We start from the raw sequence: 23826 nt of genomic DNA, 5'->3' as shown, positions 1-23826 counted from the left end.
ACCATTATGCAACAGCGCTTTGCCAACATATGGTTCCGACATTTAATCACAGACTGGGTTGTGACTGAACGTCCTGAGCTTGCTAACGAGCAGTTTGTTTTGGCGGCTCCCGAGCGTGGAAGAATGGTCGTAAAAGCGGCCAGTCCAAAAGCGATTGAAAGCGGGATCATGGTAGGAATGGTGGCTGCTGATGCCCAGGCCCTTTTTCCGGCTTTAGAGGTGATAGATGACGACCCTGGTAAGGCAGCCGGGTTGCTGAACGAGCTGGCAGAATGGTGCATACGCTATACGCCCATTGTTGCAGTAGACTTGCCCGACTGTCTGATGCTTGACATCACAGGATGTGCACACCTGTGGGGAGGTGAGCGGGCTTACTTGAAAGACATCGTCATCAAACTCAGGCACAAGGGTTATGAGGTAAGCGCCGCCATAGCGGATACAGTGGGCAGTGCTTGGGCAGTTGCGCATTATGGCCAGGATAAGCGCATTATTCCGCCAAATGGCCTTTCCGGTGCATTGTTGCCTTTGCCACCGGCGGCCTTACGGCTGGAAGCAACAGTTCTGGAACGCATGCAGAAGCTGGGGTTGTATCAGATCCGGGATTTTATTGATATGCCGCGTTCGGTGCTTCGCAGGCGCTTCGGGCAGCAGCTTTTAGATCGGATGGACCAGGCTTTCGGACATGCCATAGAGATTATTCAATCGGTTAAACCGGCGGTGCCTTACCAGGAAAGGTTACCGTGCATGGAGCCGATTGTGACGGCCGTTGGTATTCAGATCGCTTTAAAACGGCTTTTAGAAATCATTTGCCGTCGCTTGGTGAAGGAAGGGAAAGGGTTGCGGACAGCCGTTTTTACAGGTTACCGCGTGGATGGAAAAGTGGTGCAGATCGACATTGTGACCAACCGGGGATCATTTAATGTAATGCACCTTTTCAAGCTTTTTGAACTAAAAATATCCACCCTCAGGCCAGGAATGGGTATTGAGCTATTTGTGATGGAAGCCCCTGTTACAGAAGATGTTACTGAGGTCCAGAAAAAGCTTTGGAATACGCAGGCAGACTCGGGAAATGTAAATCTGATCGAGCTGCTGGACAGGCTTGCAGGCAGGGCAGGCATGGAGACGATCCACCGGTATCTTCCGGATGAACATTACTGGCCGGAAAGATCTGTGAAAATCGCTGATTCCCTGTTAGAAACGCCCCAAACGGCATGGCGAATCGACAGGCCCAGGCCGATCATTTTATTGGCAAACCCGCAACTGATCGATGTGGCTGTGCCTGTGCCGGATTATCCGCCGGTGCTGTTCCGTTTTAAAGGAACGGTCCATTATATGAAACGCGCCGACGGCCCGGAGCGGATTGAAAGGGAATGGTGGCTGGAACAAGGCATGCATAGGGATTACTATTGTGTTGAAGATCAGGATGGTGCGCGATTCTGGATTTTCCGGCTCGGACATTATGATCATGATGATTCCAAATGGTTTATCCACGGTTTTTTTGCTTAAATAAATATGTGCTACACGGAATTACAGGTGACGACTAATTTCAGCTTCCTTCGTGGTGGATCGCACCCGGAGGAATTGGTGCAGCAGGCATTGTTATTTGGATACAAAAAAATCGCGATCACGGATCGGAACAGCCTGGCTGGAATTGTCCGGGGCCATGCGGCTGCAAAAGGAAAGGACATTCGTATCATTCCGGCTTGCCGCCTGGATTTGCTGGATGGGCCCAGTTTGCTGGCTTATCCTACCACGCAACAAGGTTATGCCCAGCTTTCTTCTCTGTTAACCGAAGGCAACCTGAGGGCGGAAAAAGGTCAGTGTCATTTATACAAAGTAGATGTTTTTCGGCATGCAGGTGAAATCAAGTTTATAGTGGTTCCTCCTGCCGCTTTGAACAGTCATTTTGATTTTGAACCTGATTTCAAACAAGCATTAAAAGAATACAAAAGGGCTTTTGGCAAGGACGTTTACATTGCTGCGGCCCGCTCGTACCAGGGCGATGATACGAAGAAGCTGCACCAGATTTCGCAGCTGGCCCATCAGCTGGACATTCCTATGGTGGCCACCAATGATGTGTATTATCATAATCCGGTGCGAAGGGAATTGCAGGATATTCTTACCTGTATCCGTGAAAAATGCACGATTCACAACGCAGGATTTAAGCTTTATCAGAATGGGGAAAGGTTCCTGAAACCGATTGATGAAATGCAGCGGCTGTTCAGGCAATATCCGGATGCGATCCAGCGCACACAGGAGATTGCGGACGCCTGCCAGTTTTCGCTGAATGAACTCAAATATGTTTATCCTGAGGAAATTACGAGCTCCGGAAATTCGGTAATGATCGAGCTGGAAACGCTAACCTGGAAAGGGGCCAGGGAGCGTTTTGGCGATTGTATTCCTCAAAAAGTTGAAGATGCGATTGCATATGAAATGAAATTCGTTGAGGAAATGGATTATGCGCCCTATTTCCTTACCGTTTATGACATTGTCCGGTTTGCGCGTGAACAAAAGATACTTTGTCAGGGCAGGGGATCAGCCGCTAACTCCACGATTTGCTATTGTCTTGGCATTACGTCGGTGGATCCTTTGGAAATTGATCTGCTTTTCGAGCGGTTTATATCTTCCGCACGCAATGAGCCACCCGACATTGATGTGGATTTTGAGCATGAGCGCAGGGAAGAAGTGATCCAGTATATCTATAAAAAATATGGACGTGACAGGGCCGGCATTGTGGCTACGGTAACACAAATGCATCAGCGAGGGGCCATCCGTGATGTTGCTAAGGCAATGGGCATGTCGCTGGACGCTATTAATCGCCTGGCCAATTCAATCTGGGAGTTTACAGATGAATGGTTTGAGGGCAAACGTGTTGCTGAACAGGGATTTAACCCTAATGATCCGCATTTGCTCAAAATCCTGGACCTGACCAGGCAGTACGTTGGATTTCCCCGGCAGCTAGGGCAGCATACCGGCGGTTTTGTGATTACGCAAGGCAAACTTTCCGACCTGTGCCCGATCATGAATGCGCGCATGGTGGACAGAACCTGCATTGAATGGAATAAGGATGACATTGATACCCTGGGATTTCTCAAAATCGACGTGCTTGCTTTGGGAATGCTCACCTGCATCCGGAAAGCTTTTGATCTGGCCAAAAAACATTACGACAAAGACTATACGCTGGCCAACATTCCCCAAAAGGACGAAGGTGTTTATGATATGATCTGCAAGGCGGATACGATCGGTGTGTTTCAGATCGAAAGTCGTGCACAGCAGTCCATGTTGCCCCGATTGAAACCAAGATGTTTTTATGACCTTGTTATTGAAGTTGCTATTGTACGTCCTGGCCCTATTCAAGGGGATATGGTGCATCCTTATTTACGCCGTAGAAATAAGGAAGAGGAAGTAATTTATCCTTCCAAAGAATTGGAAGACATTCTGGGTAAGACACTGGGCGTGCCGTTATTTCAGGAACAGGCTATGAAAATCGCGATTGTGGCAGCCGGTTTCACACCTTCGGAAGCGGACGAATTGCGGCGGAGCATGGCTACTTTCAAAGTGAAAGGAATGGTAACCCGGTTCGAGAAAAAGCTTGTGGCCGGTATGACGGCACGTGGTTACACCGAAGAATTTGCATTGCGCGTTTTCAGGCAGTTAGAGGGATTCGGGAGCTATGGTTTTCCCGAAAGCCATGCTGCAAGTTTTGCATTGCTGGTGTATGTTTCCTGTTATCTGAAATGTTATTATCCCGATGTGTTCGCCGCTGCATTATTAAACAGTATGCCGATGGGTTTTTATCAGCCGGCCCAGATTATCATTGATGCGAGGAAGCATGATGTGGAAGTAAGGCCTGTGGATATCAATTACTCCGATTGGGACAATTTATTGGAAGAGAAAATCGGGGTATACTGCCCGATCAGGCTGGGTTTCAGGCAGATTAAGGGAATGCGGGAGGAAGATATTGCTGCGTTGCTAACGGCAAGGCAACGGCCATTTACAAACATTCATGCCCTGCGTCATGCTGGTGTTTCGCAAGCTGCCCTGGAAAAACTGGCCGATGCCGATGCATTCAGGTCCATAGGGCTGGACCGGCGGCAGGCGCTCTGGGAAGTGTCCGCAATGAACGACAGGCCTATCGGATTGTTTGAAGGCCAGCCATCGGAAAGCGCGTCGGAAGCAGCCGTGAATTTGCCTCTCATGAGCGCTTCTGAGCATGTGGTTCAGGATTATGCTTCAACTTCTTTGTCCTTAAAGGCGCACCCGGTCAGTTTTGTGCGGGAAAAATTGGAAATGCTTAATGTTTTTTCAACTAGAAAACTGGATCAGATCGGAAATGCAATGAAGGTGAAAGTCGCAGGATTGGTGTTGGTAAGGCAGCGGCCCGGAACTGCCGGCGGGGTTTGTTTTATTACCATTGAAGACGAAACAGGCTTTGCAAATCTGGTCGTATTTCAAGGTCTTTTTGAAAAATACCGAAAGGAAATCCTGTATGCCAGACTGTTAATGGTTGAAGGGAAGTTGCAGCGGGAAGGAGATGTGACGCATGTAATTGTATCAAAATGCTACGACCTTTCTGTTTTACTCAAAAAACTGACAGCCGTTGAGGATGAAAAACCAAACATTCTGACCCTTTCACGAGCGGATGAAAAGGATGAGTATGCTACAATGGCCGTGAACAAAAGGACACAGGTCCGCAAGGATGTGCAAACAGAGATTTTTCCCAATGGTCGAAATTTCAGATAGCGCTTTTCCAACACATTACCGGCCGAACCTCAGACCTGCTGAAACACCCACCCGGTAAGGCTGATAATAAAACGGGTCGCCTGATCCGGTGAATTTCACCGGACTGAATTCTGCATAGGGGCCAATGTGCAGAGAAGTTTTTCTGTTAATCGGGAATTGCTTGCCGATGCCCGCATTCACCCAGCCAATGCTTTGCTTTCTGATCATTCCATACGAATATTCCAGTCCTGCGGACGCATAATATTTGCCCACCGAAGCATTTCCCCATTGCACCTGCTTGTTGACGCCAATCCCTAAAAGACTAAATTGATTCTCCTGACTAACCCGCGTTCCCTGGCGTATCACGACAAATTTACCCTGGTCCACCGTGTGTACAACGTAGTCATTACCAGCTATTTCGTATGAATAGGATTGCTGAAAACGGCTATAATGCAGCATAAACTGGAAACCTTTTTTCTCCGCACCCACACTGACTTTATATCCCAGGGAACGAAGAGAAAATGTAGAAGGGAATTCAAAATTCTGGAAACTCTGGCCACCAGCCGGCACTGTCAGGATCTGGTAAGATTGCAGCACAGCCGCATTCACAAGCCAGTTAAAATGGCCTCTTTGATAACGAACAACGGGTTTAACATCAGCCTTTGAAATATCAATATGCGGTAATCTGGAATGTCCAGCTGTAAAGTTATATGGTTGATTATCAAGTCTATCAGCGGTAATGTCAATGGCTTCACCAGGAGCCGGTTCCGCACCAGGCTGTGCTTTTTCAGAGTTGACAATAATGTCTGATTCAGCATCATTACTATCGCTTTCAATCAAGCTTGGCATTTCGTGTAGCTGGGATTTAAACGACTCATTCTTCAACTCACCTTTCGAACCAGCCAAACTGTTTTGATCAACATGATCTGAATTCTTAAACGTTGCCTTTGATAAATGAATAACCTGACTTGCCACAACCGACTTTTTGGAAATTTCCCGTTCCAAGAAATCGGACTCCTTAACCGATGATCCTGAGGCGGGCGATCCCGCGGCAGACGCTTCTGCGGCGGGCGATCCCAGACTGGAATTTTTTACGTCAGCTGCATGTACGGAAGTTAGTTTCTTAGCTCTGTTATTTAAGAAATGTTGGTCTGTAATGATGCCGGTAACGGCTATGCCTACGAACAACAGGCTGAAAAACAAATACTTCCACTGCGGAATAGGTTTGATATTGGCGCGAATTTTCTCAAATGCAGACGGGTCAGGCGTGTTTTCAAAATTGTCGAATTTGCGTTTAAGGGCTGACCGCAGTGCCTCATTGAGTTTGTTCTCAGTAGTTTTCATGATGCACGATCCCTTTAAGTTCTAATTTTTTTAACAGCAAATTACGCCCCCTCATAAACTGTGACCGTGAAGTCGCGTCGGGAATGGAGAGTAATTCGCCAATTTCAGCATGTGTATAGCCGTCGATCAGGTGCAGGTTTATAATGGTCCTGTATTTGTCGGGCAGCTCGTTGATGATAGCCAGCAAATCTTCTACATTCAACTGGTCAACAATTTTTTCATAATCGTCGGATTCCAACTGAATATCCATATTGTGAATAGAACCATTGAGGTCCTGTTGCTTCGTGGTGCGATGATAATAGTTAATCGCCGTCCTGACGACCGTTACTTTAACCCAGCTATCCACAGATTCCGGGTCTTTCAAATCCTGAATGTTATTGAAAATCTTGATAAATGCTTCCTGAAAAATATCTTCTGCTTCCATTTTTGTCCTCGCATAACGCTGGCAAACACCCGTTAACCGGCCTTTGTATCGCTCATAGAATGCAGTCTGCGCACCCGGATCCTGCTTTTGACAAGCTTTCACCAAGGAGGTCAGGTTACTGAATTTCTTTGAGAGAAAAAACTTCATAAAGTACGGAACATGAGCACGTTGTGAGTAAATCTGTTACGATATAGTCAATTTTATTGAAAATAAATAAAGTACATTTTGTTAACCAGTTTACCATCCTTGTCAAACTGCAAATCACAAAAATCAAAAGTGGTATTATTGAGATATCGGATCCAATAGCATTTCTCTCCGCGGTACTCTGCCATCCACTGCATGCCGGCGATCGGCTGGCTGGAAAATCCGGCTAATTCTTTCGAAGAGTCCAGATATTGCTGCATTGCCTCTGGCAATTTATCATAATTCGGCGGCCCATTAAGGTCTTCCGGCTCATTGAATGCCCTGCTAAACCATTGTAAATCACCTTCGTCGTTGAATATAAAAGTTGCGTAGGTTTTCACTCCCGCCTTGTCAAAACTGACCTGCACCTCGTAAGACTTTTTATAATTCACATCAACTTTCAGTTCCAAACCTTCGTATTTAATCTGTGGATCAGCATTAATGAAGTTTTGTGCTTTTTGCGGCAGCGTGCTCATGTCACGATATAAAATCCAGTAGAGCGTTTCCCCGAATGCCGCACCTGCAACCCGATTATCAACATACACCCAGTTAAAACTATAGTCACTTCCATGCAGGTTATATATCAGCCTGTTATATTCATTCGGAGCAACCGCTCCGATCATGTCCCGGTTCACACTAAACGTTCCTCCCCGGAAAGCACTTTTTTCCACCAGCGCCAGCATTTTTGGAGGTGCACTTTCTCCACTAAAACGATAGGTCTCCCAAATTTTCGTACTGTCGGCAAGCGACACATACTTATTGGCTCCCTCATCAAATTTCACTTCCCAAACCAGCTTTTCAACCAGCGGTTTAAACACCAGGTTTTCTGCATTCGGATACCACTGTTTTACTTGTGCGATCACTTTCGAAGGCACTGGTTCCGGTTCAAGTGGCTCTAACTGATTCACTTGGTTACAGGAAACAACGGAAAGCAAACAAATGACGCACAATAAAAAAACTCTCATACCAACTAAAATCTTATGTATTCAAACCCATAGACACCATATCAAAATCAAAGCGTTGCGTTAAATTGAAATATATTTTTTTAAATAAAATCTCAATAAACATGCAACGTATTAAAAGATGATTCGTGTCGTTAGTGTGAGCATTAATAATAGTTTTCCTTTCATCTTTATTACCACGTATATATTCATAGGTTAAGCTAAAATATAGCTTAATCAAGTCCTTTTTTTGTTGCTATTGTGATATGCACGGATGGTAACCATGAAACTATTGGCCATAGATAAAATTCCCTTCCGTTATGATCAATTATGTCAAATCAAAACCAAAAGTTATTTCATTTGTATCGGGCTATAATTTTATTCTTAAACAGAAAAAATTTTATAGACCATTTAAAAATGTAGCATCTTCCCATAATTTTAAAACTGTCGACAGTGCTAATTTTATCAATGTTTTAATCGGTCTGTCATTTATTTACCTGACATTACCAGTCATTATTTTTATAAATGGCTATTTAAAATTGGAGCTCGCTATTCCTTTGAATGCACTCATTTGTTTTTCTCTTTATAAATCTTTCGCGGAAACAGTTCAATTCAATCAAGTGTCGAAATCTTTCCGTCACGCTTATTACTATGCATTGAATCATCGCAATGCCTTGATTTTCCTGGCAACATTAACTTTTGTATGGCTTCTGTTTTCAAGCATTGGCGGCATCGGTTACCGGAATTTCGACTCGGGAATCAGGAGTTCGTTGCTGTGGCATTTGAGTGTGGATCCATGGCCGGTTTGGTTTTCGCCTGCGTACATGGGGGAGCGGTTCGGATTCACTACGGACAAGCCGTACGTTTATTATTTTGCTTATTATCTGCCTGCTGCACTTGTAGGGAAGGTTTTTGGATGGAAGGCCGCAAATTTTGCTTTGTTTGCCTTCTCCTATGCCGGCACTTTGCTTTCTCTGTCACTCGTCGCATTTTCACAAGTGCAGAAAAGCCTGCTCGGCATATTTTGCATCTTTATCAGCATTTGTTTCTTCGGTGGCTTCGACTATGTTGTGAACCTGCTTTTTCATATGACAGAAGACCGGGCTGAGACCTGGCTGACACCATTCTTTTATTTTTCAAATATGTGTAATTTATATTGGTCCCCGCAACATTGTATTCCTGCGTGGATTATGATTGGCATTTTATTAAATCGAAGATATATTAATCCCACTCTCAACAAGATTATGGCCATTGCTGTGGTGTCACTTATTCTTTGGTCGCCATTGTGCATGCTGGGATTACTGCCTTTTTTTATTCCTCATTTTATCAATCATTGGAAGCAGTATCTTTCTTTTTCGTTGATTAACATTTCTGCATTTATTTTATTCTGTGTGCTGATCTTGTTTATAGCATCTAATGACTTTTCATTTCCAATACATTTCTCTATTCTGGTTTTTAGTGATTTTTGGAAAAGATATCTGCTGTTTATTCTGGTAGAATTTATTTTTATTCTTCCAATCATACTTTACAAAATCAGTCATTTTAGCACTGACGAGATGCGATTTATTTTCACAGCTATATTTTCTTTAATTCTTATTCCATTTATTATTCTTGGCACCTGGAATGATTGGGCTATTAAAGTTTGCATGCCTTCGATATTTATCCTCAGTATTTTTGTAGGTAAGCAATTTATTTTATTGATAAAATCTAAAAGCACAATGCTTTATTACGCTGGCTTCTTGTTTTTCCTCGCTTCTTTAACCGCAGCCGAAGAGCTTATTTTTAGCGCGACGCACTACGAGATTAGTTTCAGGTTTCCGCCGGAACTTCGTGATTTCGGACCGGGATATATTGTGAGTCAGCAGTTGGGGAAGGGGGATAGTTACTTCTTTAAGTATCTTGCGAAAGCCCAGTAAATCAGCGCTTTATCTTATGCTGTTATGCACCCAGTGCATAGGTTCGTTCAGGCGGAATGGCTGGCTCTTTTTGCGCAAAAGAATGTGCAGCGAATCATTGCCGCTTTTCCCGTAAAGGAGCATGCGCGAGCTGTCCGGTTCTTTATAATGCAATGTTAAGTTGCGGGTTGAGTCTCTGTATTGCATTTCAAATGTCTTTTTCGCAGTGTCTGCTTTGTAAGTAAAATACTCCCGTCCGTAGCGCATCAGCGGGCTGTCCGCAGGCTGACGTTTGATGCTGCCGCCATTCCATTTTTCAAAAATCACATTATCCCAGCGGATTGTGTCCGCAAGAAGCGTTAGTGGCTTTTTGTTAACCTCAAATGCTTCCACATCGAAAAATCCCTCGGTAACAGTCGGTTTGTCCAGAGGCATATATCCACCTTTCCCGTACGCCGACATATTTCCGTAAAAAGAAATCAGGCAAAACACAGCGATGAATAAGGTTTTCAGCGCTATTCTGGTTGTCCGTTGCCATTTTTTAGTGAGGTTAATTACGGGAATGGATAACCTAACAGGTTGATTTTGAATGAAAAATGCCCATAGCTTTTGCATATGCGGCACCAGGAGGAAGATGGCCATGAGCAACAGCGCCGTGCTGAAAAGTTTCACCTGAATGTCAAAAAAGAAATTCAGCGCCACCACGTGCCCTATCACACCCACCAGGATCATCGCACCAAAAGCCGTGGTGCGCCGCGAGAGCATGAGCAATCCACCGAGCACTTCGCAAATGCCTGAGAATATCTCGTAGGAGGGAGAGGAGCCGATGAAAAGCCACGCAAAACGCATTGACGTGAATTCGCCAAGCGGCGTGGCAAGCTGACTAATGCTGGGTTCCGGCATCTGCATCGGGAAAATTTTGATAAACCCGTAAGTAAACATGCTCATTGCCAGCTGGTAACGTACAATCACTTGCAGCCACGTGTAAAGTGCATTATACTCCCGTCTTCGTGCATCCACAAGCGACCAGATCGCGGTCCCGATAGAGGAAATGAACAGCATGATCCCATTCCAGGTCCAGTCGTCTACCGTATCGCCGCTGCCGTTGGGCGTAATTTTGATATCGATGTGCAGGGTATGTTTTTTCACCAGCTGAATCAGCCAATCCGCCGCGCCCCAGTGCAGGTCGTTGAAGAAACTCAGCAAGTCCCCGGTGAAAGGCATGCTGGAAGGCCAGGTCCACGGAGCAATGTAGAGTATAAAAAATAGGAAGAAAAAGCGAAATGCAACTTTTTCTTCCCATTTCCAGGAGCGTTCTGTGAGTGTAGCGGAGGCGTCCATATAATTGATCGGGCATATTTTGACCAATTAATATAGAAAGAAATTCTCTTTATTTATCCATTATAGCGCACACCTGTAAAACGAAGCCCTGTAAACCCATCCCAGTTATAGACCCATTCCGTCCAGCTGCGTTCCAGATATTTGGCTTTTAATTTTTGGTGCAACGATTCAGGCTGTTCAACGCCGTTAACGATCAAAAACATGTTATGGAGCTTGTAGGAAAGGTTTTCACGGGTTGTGATGATGCCCTCAGCCAGCAAATCCTCGATAAGGTTTTCCTGCATTTGGACTTCCTGCGCCTTTCTGTTTTGGCGATTTTCTTCGGCCAGCGCTTCTATTTCTTTATGCAATTCATCAATCTCAGCATTTCGTTTGTCTAAAATTGCAGAAGAAGTGCTCACCACTTGCTCTTGAAAATTAGCAAGTGTCATGTTTTTCGATAATTGCTCCTTCCTTTTATCAAATGCATCAGCAAGCATCCTGGCTTCTAGCCTTTTGGAGTGAATGTCGCTTTTTTCCTGCCAGACTAATAAATAAGCCTTATAATGTATCTGCTCCGCTTTTTTCAGATCCTTGGCCTTGATAGCAGCTCTTAACTCAGCTAGTAATGCTGAAATGCTCGATGCTGAATCGTTTTCAAGTTTTTTCGGGTTTGTAATAATCCGCTTGCTTGTCATGGTTGGAGCCAAAACTTTTGGTTTGTCTAAGCCGGGAGTCGCTTTTTTAAGAGTAAATGCCTGCTGCCGAATTGCTGCAACGGGCTCTGTATCAATTGTTTTCACAGGTTCAAAATAAACTGCTGAAATGAACGCGACGGCGATCAGGCTGCTGGTTATTGAAAATGTCTCCATGGTCGTTAGCTGTTTGTTCTTGTTGTAAATAATCCTTTTAATGCGGTTCAGTAGATGGTTGCTGGTGCCGACAAACGATAATCCGCTGCTGGATAATCTCAGCTCCTGGAATGCTACAAGCGCCTGCACCAATATTCCGCGCTCCTTCATAACCCCGATCACCAGCTCGTCACAGCAATTTTCCCTCTCCAACCGAATCAATTTCGATAGCCATAGGAAAGCAGGGTTGAAGAAATAAATGTTTTCTGCCAGACTTTGAAGCAGATTGACCAGATAATCCTGTCGCTTTACATGCGCTATTTCGTGTAAGAGAATGGCTTCAACCTGTTCGTGGGGTAAACTCGTGAAAAAGCCCAGCGGGACGATGATTACCGGTCTCCAAAATCCTTGCAAAACCGGCACCTTTAAAATCCCGGATTCCAGCAGAAGAATCTTTTTATACAAACCCATCCGGGCGGCAGCCTGGCGAATTTGCCAGTTCCAGGCATCATTAACCGCCTGCACTTTCGTGTGCCTTATCCTGTGCAGGTGCATGAGGCCGCTAACTGTCCTTAATGATTTGAATAGAAAGATTGTTAGCCAGACCATTATAATTTGCATCTGGTAATCGTCTGTAAATCTGCTAACTCCGTTTGCAAATGATGTACTGAATTGCTGCGTTAAGAAGTGATCTCGTGCAAGAGCAATTTCACTATTATTGGCAATGCTGTGCGCAGCAAATGTCACATTCAAATCATTGATTTCATTTTGATAAATAATGAAAAAGGTGAAAGCATTACTTACGACAAAAAGCAAAAGCAGCCCCGCAAGCAAATTATAGCGGAGCGCTGGCCGCGATCTGCCGGTAGTGAGCAAAATTATCCCGGTTAGCATTGCAACAATCAGCCCTTGCCATAGCGAATGGATCAATGTCCAGCACAATGCTGTCGCCAAAGGTTGAAAATCATGTGGATTTAAAAAATCGATAGCCATAATTACAATGCGGTTAAGACCACTTTCACAACTTTTGATAAAGGTAGGAAATATTTCGTACGAACAAATGTTTATGGATATTTTTTAGAACCTCTCTTTAAAGGAGCCGCCCAAAACGGAGCTTTATCAATTTAATTTCACTTCATAGCCTGTTATGATGTCTTTGCCCGCCATTGATTTGAAATACAAAAAATAAGCGTAGCCGAAATCAGCCACGCTTATCACAACACATCTATTAGTCACACAAAGTTTCTGGCTTTGTACGATCAAGGGTGAAGTGAACTTTCGAACATTTTGGCCAGTACAACCGGATCGCTGATCTCACTTTCGGGCGAGTTGGCGAATACCGCAACTTGCACGCTGCCGAAGTCGATCACCATTGTTTCGCAGTTTTTACCATTGCCTCTTTTCCAGTAATAAGCGCCCTTAGATCCGTTCAGCTTGCCGTCAAATCCGAGGAGCTTGTTTTTCATCGCAAATACGGATTCCATTTTTATCACCTTAAATGTCTTAACCGCATATTGCAGCTTTGCAAATTGGGAAGCGCTGATATACAGGCCCGTAGCACCACCATTAATCAGGTTATCTTCCTTCAGCAAGCCTGGTTCTGAGCCGGATCTGGACGGATATCCCTTCGTTGCTTTTTCCGCGCTAAGTGGCCCTGTCGGAGACCAGGCTCGCCATTCTATTTTGTCTGCATGTTCCAGTCCGGCTGCGCCAAAAACATAGGTCCTTACAAAATTTCCATAAATCGTGGTCGCTACGTAATAGACACTCGAATTCGTTGGTTGAGAATTTAGTGTATTCAATAGTCCGCTATCGCCTTGTTTGGCTAACTCTTTCGCATGTACATACGGTAGGATCAATGCCAGCAACTCATAATTCGCATCAGAGAACTGGTAGGCCTTTTCATTAAAAACGGTTGTGTTTATCGGACCTTCAACTGTTTTTTCCAGGTCATTCAGATTGGCATAATCGATCAATCCAGTGCGGTGTGCAAGTAGCCGTTCAAATGTCAGCGCTTTAAAGCTTGCACTTGGCACCCAGCCCTTGGGCAAATAATTGTGAACAGTGTGTCCGAGCGTTAAGTTATATTTTTCCAAAACCCGCATGACGGCCACCGCTGTTACATATTGCGTAGCGGCAACAATTTCCTGCCTAGCGTTGGCGCCATGAAATTCGAAGTTTGACTCGATCTTCTTTCTGGCGTAGCCGTCCCCACCATTGTTCACGTAAAATTCTTTCCCGTCTTTAATGATGGAATAGCCAAATCCCGCAACCTTATTTTCCAGATACGTTTCAATGCGATTTGCAAATGCCACCTCGTCAAATTTGGTAGGCACACCTAGTTTAGCCGACTCGTCCGAACCGTCGAGCTCGACTTTTTCGTTTTCGGACAGGATTTCCTGATCCTTGCAACTTGTTGAGAATAAGACCGCGCCGAGCATTAAGCCACAGCTAACTGTTTTGAATAAGTGATTTTTCATTGGATTTGAGTAGTTACCTTTTTAAATGATTGATGTGAATATTTGATGGCAACAAAGGTATTGCAGCAGGGAAAGCCGAACTTTTAAGGGTTCGTTAAAAAGTATAAAAAAATATAAAATTGGTGACAGTAGTTTTTCCTCGAGAACAGGATCCTGGGAACGGTTATTTTACACTCCCGCTTTGAAACTGTGTGTGGAACGGATTACACTAAAATGAATAACAGCATATTACTTATCGACGATGATCCGGATGATCATGATATATTTGAATTTGCATTGGAAATGGCTTACCCAAAAGCCACTTGCGAGCATTCCTTCAACTGTCAGGATGCGGTTAACAAAATAAAGGACAGGCTTTTTCCTTTGCCAGATAATATTTTTCTTGACTTCAACATGCCGAAGATGGAGCTTCCAAAATGCCTGTTTGCAATCAATGAGGCACTGGGCGTAAACCATGTGGATATTGTTATTCTAACCGGCCTGAAAGTGAGTGATCTTCCCAACTATCAATCTTTCGGTGTGATGAAGGTTATTTCAAAGCCTAGCACCATTGAATTGTTGGCAGGTGAAATTAAAGATGTGATGGGTTACAAAGCGAGCGCGTAATGTTGCTGCCAATCCTTGAACTTTTATTTACAAAATATATTTGCAGAGTGATAATTTACATTTAATTTACGTAGAAATAGTTGTAAATTGAATGTGACCCTGCATGCATAAAACCTTTACGCTCCTCTTTTCTCTTCTTTACTTATTTACCCCTTCGTTCGCTCAGCATAAGCAAGCAATATTCCGACATTTAACTACCGGAAACGGCTTATCTCAAAACAATGTGACCTGCATTGTGAAAGACAGGCGCGGTTTTATGTGGTTTGGCACCCAGGACGGGCTGAATAAGTTTGATGGTTACAAATTCACAGTTTACCGGAATGATCCCCGTAACCCGCAGAGCATCAGCCACAATTATATTCATACGATATTCGAGGATAAACAGGGCAGGCTCTGGATCGGGACGGACGATGGAGGGCTGAGCCGGTTTGACAGTGAACAGGAGACCTTCACAAACTATCTGCACAAAGCTGGGGATAACAACACCGTCAGCCACAATAAGGTGCACGCCATTGATCAGGATAAGGCTGGAAATCTCTGGCTGGGCACCATAGGAGGAGGTGTCAGCGTCTTTAATCCGGAAAAGAACACATTTCAAAATTATTCAAATAGTCCTCGCGTTGCCGGCAGTTTGAGCCACAATGTGGTGAGCGACATTACGGTCGATCGGAAGGGGAAAGTCTGGATAACCACCAGCGGTGGCGGGCTAAACCGTTTCGATGCGGCTGCAAAAAAGTTTGTCATTTACAAAAACGATCCTCAAAATCCGGCATCCCTGAGCAGCAATGATCTGAATGAGGTTCTGGAAGATTCGCGCGGCAGAATTTGGGTGGCGAGTGAGGGCGGAGGCCTTAATCTTTTGAATGCGGACGGAAAAACATTTACCATTTTCCGGCACAATGATCAGCAACCGACGGGACTATCTCATAATGATGTTATCTCGCTGGAAGAGGACAAAAACCACAGACTTTGGGTAGGAACCAGGAACGGGGGGATCAACGTGTTGCAGGAAAACAACCAATTTGCCCATTACAAATATGACAAGGACGATGCGAGCGGGCTAAATAATGGATCGATATACAGCATGTTTTGCGATCCGCAGGGCACCATGTGGGTCGGCACTTATAGCGGCGGGATTAATGTAATGGACCGGGAACCATTGAAATTTGGCTTGTTGAAAACGAACATTAACGATCCGAAAAGCCTGAATAACGATAACGTACTCACTGTTATTGAAGACAATGAGGGAAAGATATGGGCCGGGACAGATGGAGGAGGAGTGAACGTGGTGAACCTTGAAACCAGCCAGACCACTTATTTTACACACAATCCTAAAAACGAAAGCAGCATCGCGAGTAATTACGCAATCGCTATTTGCGAGGACGCTGACGGAAACATATGGGTGGGAAATTACAAGGGCGGTTTGAGTTTGTATGATAAGAAAATCAATGCATTTAAGAACTTAAATCAAAGTGAAAATCCGGCTTCTACAATTTATGCCAACGTTCACGTGATGATCAATGATGAAAGCGAGCATTGCCTGTGGATCGGCACGTCGAGAGGTTTGCTGAAATACGATAGAACTTCGGGGAACTTGACGCAATTCCGGGCCGACGCCAATGTTCGGGGCTCTATCAGCAGCGACATGGTTCTCTCGTTATTGATGGATTCTGCTGGGAATCTCTGGGTAGGAACCGAGGGAAGCGGGCTGAACCGTTACAATAAGAAAACCAACCAGTTTACCAAATTCACATCGGATCCTGCACAAATCACAAGCTTGTCCAATAACCAGGTCAATGCTATTTATGAGGATAAAAACGGGCACATTTGGGTTGCGACCAGTGGCGGGCTCAATTTGTTAGACAAGAAAACCAATACTTTTAAGCATTATCAGCAATCGGATGGCTTGCCTAATAATGTCGTTCAGGCAATTACTGAGGACGACAGGGGCTTGCTCTGGATAAGTTCTAATAAGGGCCTTTCCAGGTTTAATCCAAAAACCGGTGAATTCCGCAACTTCGATTTCAGTGATGGCTTGCAGCAAGGTTCTTTTAACCGTCTTTCCCTGTTTAAAAACAAAAAGGGAGTCATATATGTCGGAGGGCAATATGGGCTCAATTTTTTCCATCCCGACAGCATTAAGTACAATGCATACGTCCCACCCGTCTTTATCACTGATTTTCAGATTTTCAATCAACCCATCAAAAACCAGGAGGAGGGATCGCCTTTAAAAAATCACATCAGCGTAGCCAAAGAAATTACCGTTTCCTACGCGCAGTCCATGCTTTCCTTTGAATTTACCGCGCTGAATTACACACTTTCTGAAAAGAACCAGTATGCATACCAACTCGTTGGTTTTGACAAGGACTGGATTTACAGCGGAACGAACAGAAAAGCAACTTACACCAATCTCGATCCTGGTAAATATGTTTTCAAAGTAAAAGCTTCCAATAATGATGGAGTATGGAACGACCAGGGAACAAGCATTGTCCTGCACGTTACGCCGCCATTCTGGAAAACGCTATGGTTCCGCACATTGGCGGTTTTGTTGGCAGCAGGCCTTATTTATTGGTTCTACCGCTGGCGGATCGGCGCTATGAAAAAGCAAAAGGATTTATTGCAAAAGCAGGTTGAAGAACGCACCGTTGAGGTGATCCGGCAAAAGCATGAACTTGAACTGCAATCCGCCGACCTGCAAACAATGAATTCCCGTTTGCAGAACCAGCACGAAAGAGAACTGGTGGCAAGGCAGGAAGCGGAAAAAGCGAACATGGCCAAAAGCGTGTTTCTGGCTACGATGAGCCATGAGATCCGCACGCCTATGAATGGGGTGATTGGTATGGCGTTGCTGCTGGCGCAAACGCCTATGAATGAGGAACAAACCGAGTATACAGACACCATTATCAAATGTGGTGACAGTTTGCTCATGGTAATTAATGATATCCTGGATTTCTCGAAGATTGAGTCGGGGAATATGGAGCTGGAACACATTAGTTTCAATCTTCGCGATTGTATTGAGGCGGTTTTGGATATATTTTCTTCCAAAGCGGCGGTAATTGGTCTGGATCTTGTTTACCAGATCAGTCCGCAGGTTCCTAACCAGATCATCGGCGACAGCCAGCGGTTGCGCCAGATCCTGATCAACCTTGTCGGGAATGCGATCAAGTTCACGCATGAGGGTGAAATTCTGGTGATTGTAAAACTGGTTAAGTATGTCAGTGATGACGAACTGGAAATCAGCTTTCAGGTTCAAGATACGGGCATAGGCATCCCGGCAGACAAGCTGGATCGCCTGTTTGTAGCCTTCTCACAGGTCGACTCGTCTCATACGCGCAAGTACGGAGGCACGGGACTCGGGCTGGTGATCAGTCAGCGGCTCGTGGAACTGATGGGCGGAACAATCAGTGTTGACAGCAAGCCTGGCAAGGGAACCAGCTTCCATTTTTCTATCCAGGCACAGGTCAGTCATGAATCCCAGCGGCAATATGTGCATTTCAATACATCTGAAAACGACGGCAAAGCAGTCCTGGTCGTTGATGATAATGAGACCAATCTGCGGATTTTCCATGCACAAATGGAGCAATGGAAACTGGTGCCCACGCTTGCGTCTTCGGGACAACAGGCGCTCGAAATTCTGGATAGCGGCATGAAATTCGACCTGATCATTACGGATCAGCAAATGCCTGAAATGGATGGCGTTACGCTGGCCGGGATCATTAAGCGGCGCTTCCCAACATTGCCTCTTTTCCTGCTTAGCTCGGTAGGCGACGAAAAACGGCATACTTTCAAAGATCTATTCGCCGCTATTCTCACCAAACCGGTTAAGCATCAGCAGCTTGGGCAGTTGATCCAGATGGAGCTGAAAAATCAGGGCGACTCGGCCAAGCTGGTTTTACCTGCGGTGCAATCGCCACTCTCGGGGGCATTTGCTATTCAGTATCCACTGCACATTCTGATTGCGGAGGACAATCAGATTAATGAGAAACTATTTGTCAAAATACTCGGAAAACTGGGTTACAGCCCGATCGTAACCCGCGACGGCGCTGAGGTGGTTGCCAAAACCTTTACCAGAAAGTTCGACGTTGTTTTCATGGACGTTCAAATGCCCGAAATCGACGGTCTGGAAGCCACGCGCCTGATCCGCAAACAGGAGATCGAGCAGCCTTACATCATTGCCATGACCGCCAACGCCATGAAGGAAGACCGCGAAGAATGCCTCGCCGCCGGCATGGACGATTACATTTCCAAACCCCTGCGCTACGACGACATTACATCGTCCTTAAAGAGGGCATATCTGGCTTGCATTTCGGCTGGGTAAAAGTGCTTGCAAGTATTCTGCTACGAACAGGCCGTGATCTTTTCGCCAAGGATTCTTAATGTACCGGCTAAACAAACTCAGCGTTTTCGGGAGCATTGCTAAACCACCGTTGGCGTTGAGGTTAGGATTTTTATTATCTTGCATTGCGTAGTTGCGCTTGCCCGAAATTTTTGAAAATGCTTGAAAATTTGACTGTATTCCTGATTGACGATGACATCGAAGATCAGGAAATTTTTTCTATTATGCTGGAAGACGCACTTCCTGATGCCAAATGCGTTTTTGCCAAAGACGGGATCCAGGCGCTCGAAAAACTGGAACAACCCGCATTCTCCCCAGATGTCATCTTCATAGACATCAATATGCCCAGAATGAATGGTATGGAATTTTTAGCAGAAATGAAAAAAAGGCCGTCGCTCATTCATATCCCTGCTGTTATGTATTCAACTTCCGATGAAAAGGCTATTGTTCAGCAATGCAAGGCACTCGGAGCATCAGGGCTTATTAAGAAACACGCCAACACGGATGAGGTAAAGGAAGAAATTAAAAGAATCGTAACGACCCTTTTCTAGTCATTTCATGGTAGACAATGAGTTAAAAAAGCTGGAATTCCTCGCAGGAGGAGGCGAAATGGGCGAACGCATCCGGCAATTTGATTGGGAAAAAACAAAACTCGGCATCCCCGAACGATGGCCGCAAAGCCTTAAAACCTGCGTGCGGATCATGCTCAGCTCGAAACAACCGATCTGGATAGGCTGGGGGGATGAATTGATTAAATTTTATAATGATGCATATATCGATATCGTTCGCGGGAAGCATCCCGTTGCATTAGGGCAGCCGGCTTCGGTGGTCTGGAAAGATATCTGGAAAGACATTGAACCGCTGCTTTCGCGGGCAATGAAAAAAGACGAAGGGACCTACGTGGAATCCCAGCTGCTGATCATGGAACGAAGCGGCTTTCCGGAAGAAACGTATTATACTTTTTCCTACACACCCGTGCTGGGCGCAGACGGATTTCCATCAGGCATAATCTGCTATAATACAGCTGATACAGACCGGATTATCAACGAGCGGGCATTGAGAACAATGCAGTTGCTCGATACAGTTGCGCAGAAGAAAAACGAACAGGAGGTGTACGCGCAGGCAACAAAAGCGCTTGCAGGGAATCCCCAGGATTTTCCTTTTTCTATGGTCTATAAGGTCAAAATGGATGGCAGCAGCGCCGAGATCGTCGCTTGCTCCGGCTTTGAGGAGGCTCCTGTGAGTGGGTTGATAGACCTGACCAACCCGGAACTAGCCGCTCCCGGCATTACAACGGCCATTCAGGAAAATCATATCGTGGAATCGGTCGTGGATGGTCAGTGGAAAGAGATCCCGAAAGGCGCCTGGGACATTGCGCCGCGGATTTTTGTGGATATTCCTATAAAATCCGCTAACCGCCAGTTTCCATTGGCAGTGCTTACCGTAGGGCTCAATCCATATCGCAAATTCGATGACGCATACCGGAATTTTATTCAACTGATTGCGGACCAGATTGCGCTGGGTGTGAACAATACGCTCGCGTACGAGGAAGAGCGGAAGCGCGCTGAGGCACTGGAAGCATTGGATAAGGCTAAGACACTATTTTTCACCAACATTAGCCACGAGTTCCGGACGCCACTGATGCTGATCCTTGGACCACTGGAAGAATTGCTGAACAAGCCTGCCGGCAACCTTAATAATGCGGAAAGGCAGAGTATTGAAGTAACACATCGGAATGCTTTGCGACTATTGAAGCTCGTCAATTCGCTGCTGGATTTTAGCCGCATTGAAAGTGGCCGCCATCAGGGAAATTTTGTATCGACAGATCTGGCAACATACACCCGTAACCTGGCGGCGAATTTCAGATCGGTGATAGAAAGCGCTGATCTTCAATATAATGTGGAAGTTGACGACAACCTTCCGCCGGTTTATATGGACCGTCAGATGTGGGAAAAAATTGTCTTCAATCTGTTGTCGAATGCTTTCAAATTTACACTGGAAGGCACTATAACAGTGAGACTTTTTGCCAATGGTGACCATGCCGTGCTTACAGTGACCGACACCGGCGTCGGGATTCCGGAGAACGAGCTGCCGCATATGTTTGAGCGTTTCCACCGGATCCAAAGTACGGCCGGCCGAACATATGAGGGGACGGGGATTGGGTTGTCGCTGATTAAGGAGCTCATTTTGCTGCATAATGGTAACATCGAAGTGGAAAGCGTTGCAGGTGAGGGAAGTTGCTTTACGGTTTCCATTCCTTTTGGCACTAAACATTTATCCCATACCCAGATTCTGGAAGATGACGGCGGCCTGGCGAATGCGGGCTCAAATGTATATGTACAGGAAGCAGCGGCGCTGGTGGACATGCAATCGTTATTGCCAGATGGTGGCAGCCCAGAGATTGAGGCAGGATCAGGAGAAGCAAATGAACTGGTGCTGATTGTAGATGATAATGCGGATATGCGCCAGCACATTGAGTCATTGGTCTCAACCAGATATGAAACTATTACGGCAACCAACGGCCTGGACGCACTCGATAAAATACAAAAATATAAGCCTACGCTTGTTTTGAGCGACATTATGATGCCGGAAATAGATGGTATCGAATTGCTCAGGCGCGTAAAAGCCAATCCGGAGACCAGCCAGCTTCCTGTGATCCTGATCACCGCCCGGGCCGGAGAAGAATCCAAAATTGAAGGTTATGAAATCGGCGCGGATGACTATCTGGTAAAACCATTTTCATCTAATGAAATGCTCGCCAGGATTACATCCCAGATCAAAATTCAACGGGCCCGCAAGCGGATCGAGGAAAGCCAGAAGTTATTTACAGAAGAGTTGGAGCAGCAGGTGCAGCAACGCACAAAGGATCTTTTATTAGCCAATAAGGAACTGGAATCGTTCAACTACATTGCCAGCCACGATTTACAGGAACCGTTGCGAAAAATCCAGACATTCATCCATTTAATCCAGAAAAATAAAGCCGACGAGAACGCCGCAGACATGTATTACCGGAAAATTTCATCGTCGGCACAGCGCATGAGCGAACTGATACAGTCGGTGCTGACATATAGCCGGCTGGCTAAGACAGGCGACGACCATACTGCGGTGGACCTTAATGAAATTGTAGCGAACATTGAAATCGATTTTGAATTGCTTATTGCTGAGAAACAAGCTGTTATCCTTTACGAGAATCTGCCCGTTATCAGGGCAAATGGTTTTCAGATCAACCAGCTCTTCTCTAATCTGATCAGCAATTCCATCAAATTTTCTACGGAAAAGCCCGTAATAACCATTAAAGCAGAAATCGTTGATGGGGCAGATGTGGTGGCGTATGCTGCCATTAATCACGATCAGCTGTTCCATCACATTACATTTTCAGACAACGGAATCGGGTTCGAACAGGAATTTAGCGAGAAGATTTTCAGCCTTTTCCAACGGCTGCACGGCAAGCACGAATATTCGGGAACCGGGATCGGGCTGAGCATTGTGAAGAAAATCGTGGAGCAGCACGGCGGTTACATTTCGGCACATTCAAGCCCGGGTAATGGTGCTGTGTTTAACATCTGGCTTCCTGTTTAGCATTTTTAATTTTAACTACATAAAAAAATCGCCTCCCAGATAAGGAAGGCGATTTTTTTTAGCTAATGGATCCTTGATCCGTGTTAATAAGTGAGCTTATACACTTTACTATTTCCAAGCGAAACGGCATAGTAAGTGTTTGTATAAACTTTTTCGATGTCCGTTGGCATGTTCAGTCCGGCCATAACAACAGCACCGTCTTCACTGGTAACTGTTCCTGTATTTTGCTCAAACATGAAAGCGGATGAGAAACTGGCGAAATGTACAGCCAATGGCTTATTGCTGTCTGTTAGTACAACATCCACCAGTGTTGTGAAACCTTTTTTATGATCCGATACATTGCCATGCTGGTCAACAGTTTTGATTTCAGCCAGGCCCTCATTGAAAGGGAAACCTGTTAAAGATGTAACGTAGAACTTGCTGCCGTCCCAAGCGATACCCGTAGGAACAAAATCCACTGTCGGGCCGCCCACAGGTTTTTTCGGATTGTCGAAATCCGGGAAAGTAGCAAATACGCTTTTCGAGCCGTCACTTTTTCTGCGAATGATCATGTTACCCGCTGCGTCTGTAATGAAAAGATCGCCCTCTGGCCCCCATGTCAGATTGTACAAATTGGATTCCGCAGTTGCCGGATCAGGAAGCTGTGATTTTACAAAACTGCCAAGATCTTCAAAACTAAGCTCACTTGCTTTCAATGGGGCGTCGCCAGGGTTCCAGGACGAAACATTTGCTTTGTAAAGCCTGCCTTCCACGCCGTGAAGAATGTACAGCATTCCATCTTTGTATAAAAGGTGCGTAAGGCCGCTAGGCATTTTTTCAACGCTGCTTTTAGATAAAAAGCCGGTGATTGCAGGATAAACCGTGCCATCAGGCCCGATCATGGAAACCCGGCCGTCATAAGTGTCGCCCTTGTCGGTAGCGCTGCCTTGTTCCGTTACCCAAAGTCTGTTATTATCGCCCTTGGTAATAGCGATTGGAGCAATTAGCGCACCTTTTGAAAACTCAGTGGAACTGAATTCGACAGGGTCCGGCGCGTGGTCGGTGCAACTGAGGGCAGAAGCAAAAAGGAAAAAGCTCAGGCCAAGTAAACGAATGGTTTTCATAGGAAAGAGATTAGAGAATTGTGAGTAAAATTAGAAGCGGCA

General features: G+C 45.4%; 14 protein-coding genes. 7 read left to right on the top strand and 7 right to left on the bottom strand.

Annotated features, from left to right (window positions below):
- Positions 1-6 precede the first annotated feature (6 nt).
- A complete protein-coding gene (locus NFI80_RS07305; protein WP_235163634.1) occupies positions 7-1506 on the top strand; it encodes a Y-family DNA polymerase in 1500 nt (499 codons plus the stop codon).
- Positions 1507-1512: 6 nt separating this feature from the next.
- Positions 1513-4743: an error-prone DNA polymerase gene (locus NFI80_RS07300; RefSeq protein ID WP_235163635.1), complete on the top strand. Its 3231-nt coding sequence runs from the start codon at positions 1513-1515 to the stop codon at positions 4741-4743.
- A gap of 15 nt (positions 4744-4758) precedes the next feature.
- Here NFI80_RS07300 and NFI80_RS07295 read toward each other — a convergent pair whose 3' ends face one another.
- The 3 genes from NFI80_RS07295 to NFI80_RS07285 are packed head-to-tail and all read right to left on the bottom strand — an operon-like array spanning position 4759 to position 7581.
- Positions 4759-6066 (bottom strand): hypothetical protein, encoded by a 1308-nt coding sequence (locus tag NFI80_RS07295; protein WP_235163636.1) that lies wholly within the window; start codon positions 6064-6066, stop codon positions 4759-4761.
- Complete coding sequence (locus NFI80_RS07290; protein WP_235163637.1) at positions 6053-6637, bottom strand: RNA polymerase sigma factor; 585 nt, start codon at positions 6635-6637, stop codon at positions 6053-6055. The genes NFI80_RS07295 and NFI80_RS07290 overlap by 14 nt, the downstream gene beginning before the upstream one ends.
- Before the next feature lie 53 nt (positions 6638-6690).
- The gene (locus tag NFI80_RS07285; protein WP_235163638.1) at positions 6691-7581 is read right to left on the bottom strand and encodes a hypothetical protein; all 891 of its coding nucleotides are present in this window, start codon (positions 7579-7581) and stop codon (positions 6691-6693) included.
- A 653-nt stretch (positions 7582-8234) separates the two neighbouring features.
- Between NFI80_RS07285 and NFI80_RS07280 the strand changes: the two genes are divergently transcribed.
- Positions 8235-9530, top strand: coding sequence for a hypothetical protein (locus tag NFI80_RS07280; RefSeq protein WP_235163639.1), 1296 nt, complete (start codon positions 8235-8237; stop codon positions 9528-9530).
- 9 nt (positions 9531-9539) lie between these two features.
- Here NFI80_RS07280 and NFI80_RS07275 read toward each other — a convergent pair whose 3' ends face one another.
- The 3 genes from NFI80_RS07275 to NFI80_RS07265 form a co-directional block, all read right to left on the bottom strand.
- Positions 9540-10850: a hypothetical protein gene (locus tag NFI80_RS07275; RefSeq protein ID WP_235163640.1), complete on the bottom strand. Its 1311-nt coding sequence runs from the start codon at positions 10848-10850 to the stop codon at positions 9540-9542.
- A gap of 53 nt (positions 10851-10903) precedes the next feature.
- Entirely contained in the window at positions 10904-12673 is a 1770-nt protein-coding gene (locus tag NFI80_RS07270; RefSeq protein WP_235163641.1) for a M56 family metallopeptidase, read from the bottom strand.
- A 266-nt stretch (positions 12674-12939) separates the two neighbouring features.
- Positions 12940-14160: a serine hydrolase gene (locus NFI80_RS07265; RefSeq protein WP_235163642.1), complete on the bottom strand. Its 1221-nt coding sequence runs from the start codon at positions 14158-14160 to the stop codon at positions 12940-12942.
- A 213-nt stretch (positions 14161-14373) separates the two neighbouring features.
- Here NFI80_RS07265 and NFI80_RS07260 point away from each other — a divergent pair, with 213 nt between their 5' ends.
- The 4 genes from NFI80_RS07260 (at position 14374) to NFI80_RS07245 (ending at position 22681) form a co-directional block, all read left to right on the top strand.
- On the top strand, positions 14374-14766 hold the full coding sequence (locus NFI80_RS07260; RefSeq protein WP_235158857.1) for a response regulator: 393 nt from the start codon (positions 14374-14376) through the stop codon (positions 14764-14766).
- A 103-nt stretch (positions 14767-14869) separates the two neighbouring features.
- The gene (locus NFI80_RS07255; RefSeq protein ID WP_235163643.1) at positions 14870-19084 is read left to right on the top strand and encodes a hybrid sensor histidine kinase/response regulator; all 4215 of its coding nucleotides are present in this window, start codon (positions 14870-14872) and stop codon (positions 19082-19084) included.
- Positions 19085-19260: 176 nt separating this feature from the next.
- Positions 19261-19653: a response regulator gene (locus NFI80_RS07250; protein ID WP_235163644.1), complete on the top strand. Its 393-nt coding sequence runs from the start codon at positions 19261-19263 to the stop codon at positions 19651-19653.
- 7 nt (positions 19654-19660) lie between these two features.
- Positions 19661-22681: a sensor histidine kinase gene (locus NFI80_RS07245; RefSeq protein ID WP_235163645.1), complete on the top strand. Its 3021-nt coding sequence runs from the start codon at positions 19661-19663 to the stop codon at positions 22679-22681.
- 83 nt (positions 22682-22764) lie between these two features.
- On the opposite strand, the gene NFI80_RS07240 is transcribed toward NFI80_RS07245, so the two are convergent.
- Positions 22765-23784, bottom strand: a complete 1020-nt coding sequence (locus NFI80_RS07240) for a ScyD/ScyE family protein (RefSeq protein WP_233798514.1) — start codon at positions 23782-23784, stop codon at positions 22765-22767.
- Positions 23785-23826 lie beyond the last annotated feature (42 nt).

Source organism: Dyadobacter chenhuakuii, assembly GCF_023821985.2.
GTDB lineage: Bacteria > Bacteroidota > Bacteroidia > Cytophagales > Spirosomataceae > Dyadobacter > Dyadobacter chenhuakuii.
Note: the sequence above shows the minus strand (reverse complement) of the source record. Positions and strands in the feature narration are given on the sequence as shown.

Bases quoted from the DNA above. Each gene is read 5' to 3' on its own strand.
- NFI80_RS07305 (WP_235163634.1), top strand. From the start codon at position 7: ATGCAACAGCGCTTTGCCAACATATGGTTCCGACATTTAATCACAGAC.
- NFI80_RS07300 (WP_235163635.1), top strand. From the start codon at position 1,513: ATGTGCTACACGGAATTACAGGTGACGACTAATTTCAGCTTCCTTCGT.
- NFI80_RS07295 (WP_235163636.1), bottom strand. From the start codon at position 6,066: ATGAAAACTACTGAGAACAAACTCAATGAGGCACTGCGGTCAGCCCTT.
- NFI80_RS07290 (WP_235163637.1), bottom strand. From the start codon at position 6,637: ATGAAGTTTTTTCTCTCAAAGAAATTCAGTAACCTGACCTCCTTGGTG.
- NFI80_RS07275 (WP_235163640.1), bottom strand. From the start codon at position 10,850: ATGGACGCCTCCGCTACACTCACAGAACGCTCCTGGAAATGGGAAGAA.
- NFI80_RS07270 (WP_235163641.1), bottom strand. From the start codon at position 12,673: ATGGCTATCGATTTTTTAAATCCACATGATTTTCAACCTTTGGCGACA.
- NFI80_RS07265 (WP_235163642.1), bottom strand. From the start codon at position 14,160: ATGAAAAATCACTTATTCAAAACAGTTAGCTGTGGCTTAATGCTCGGC.
- NFI80_RS07260 (WP_235158857.1), top strand. From the start codon at position 14,374: ATGAATAACAGCATATTACTTATCGACGATGATCCGGATGATCATGAT.
- NFI80_RS07255 (WP_235163643.1), top strand. From the start codon at position 14,870: ATGCATAAAACCTTTACGCTCCTCTTTTCTCTTCTTTACTTATTTACC.
- NFI80_RS07250 (WP_235163644.1), top strand. From the start codon at position 19,261: ATGCTTGAAAATTTGACTGTATTCCTGATTGACGATGACATCGAAGAT.
- NFI80_RS07245 (WP_235163645.1), top strand. From the start codon at position 19,661: ATGGTAGACAATGAGTTAAAAAAGCTGGAATTCCTCGCAGGAGGAGGC.
- NFI80_RS07240 (WP_233798514.1), bottom strand. From the start codon at position 23,784: ATGAAAACCATTCGTTTACTTGGCCTGAGCTTTTTCCTTTTTGCTTCT.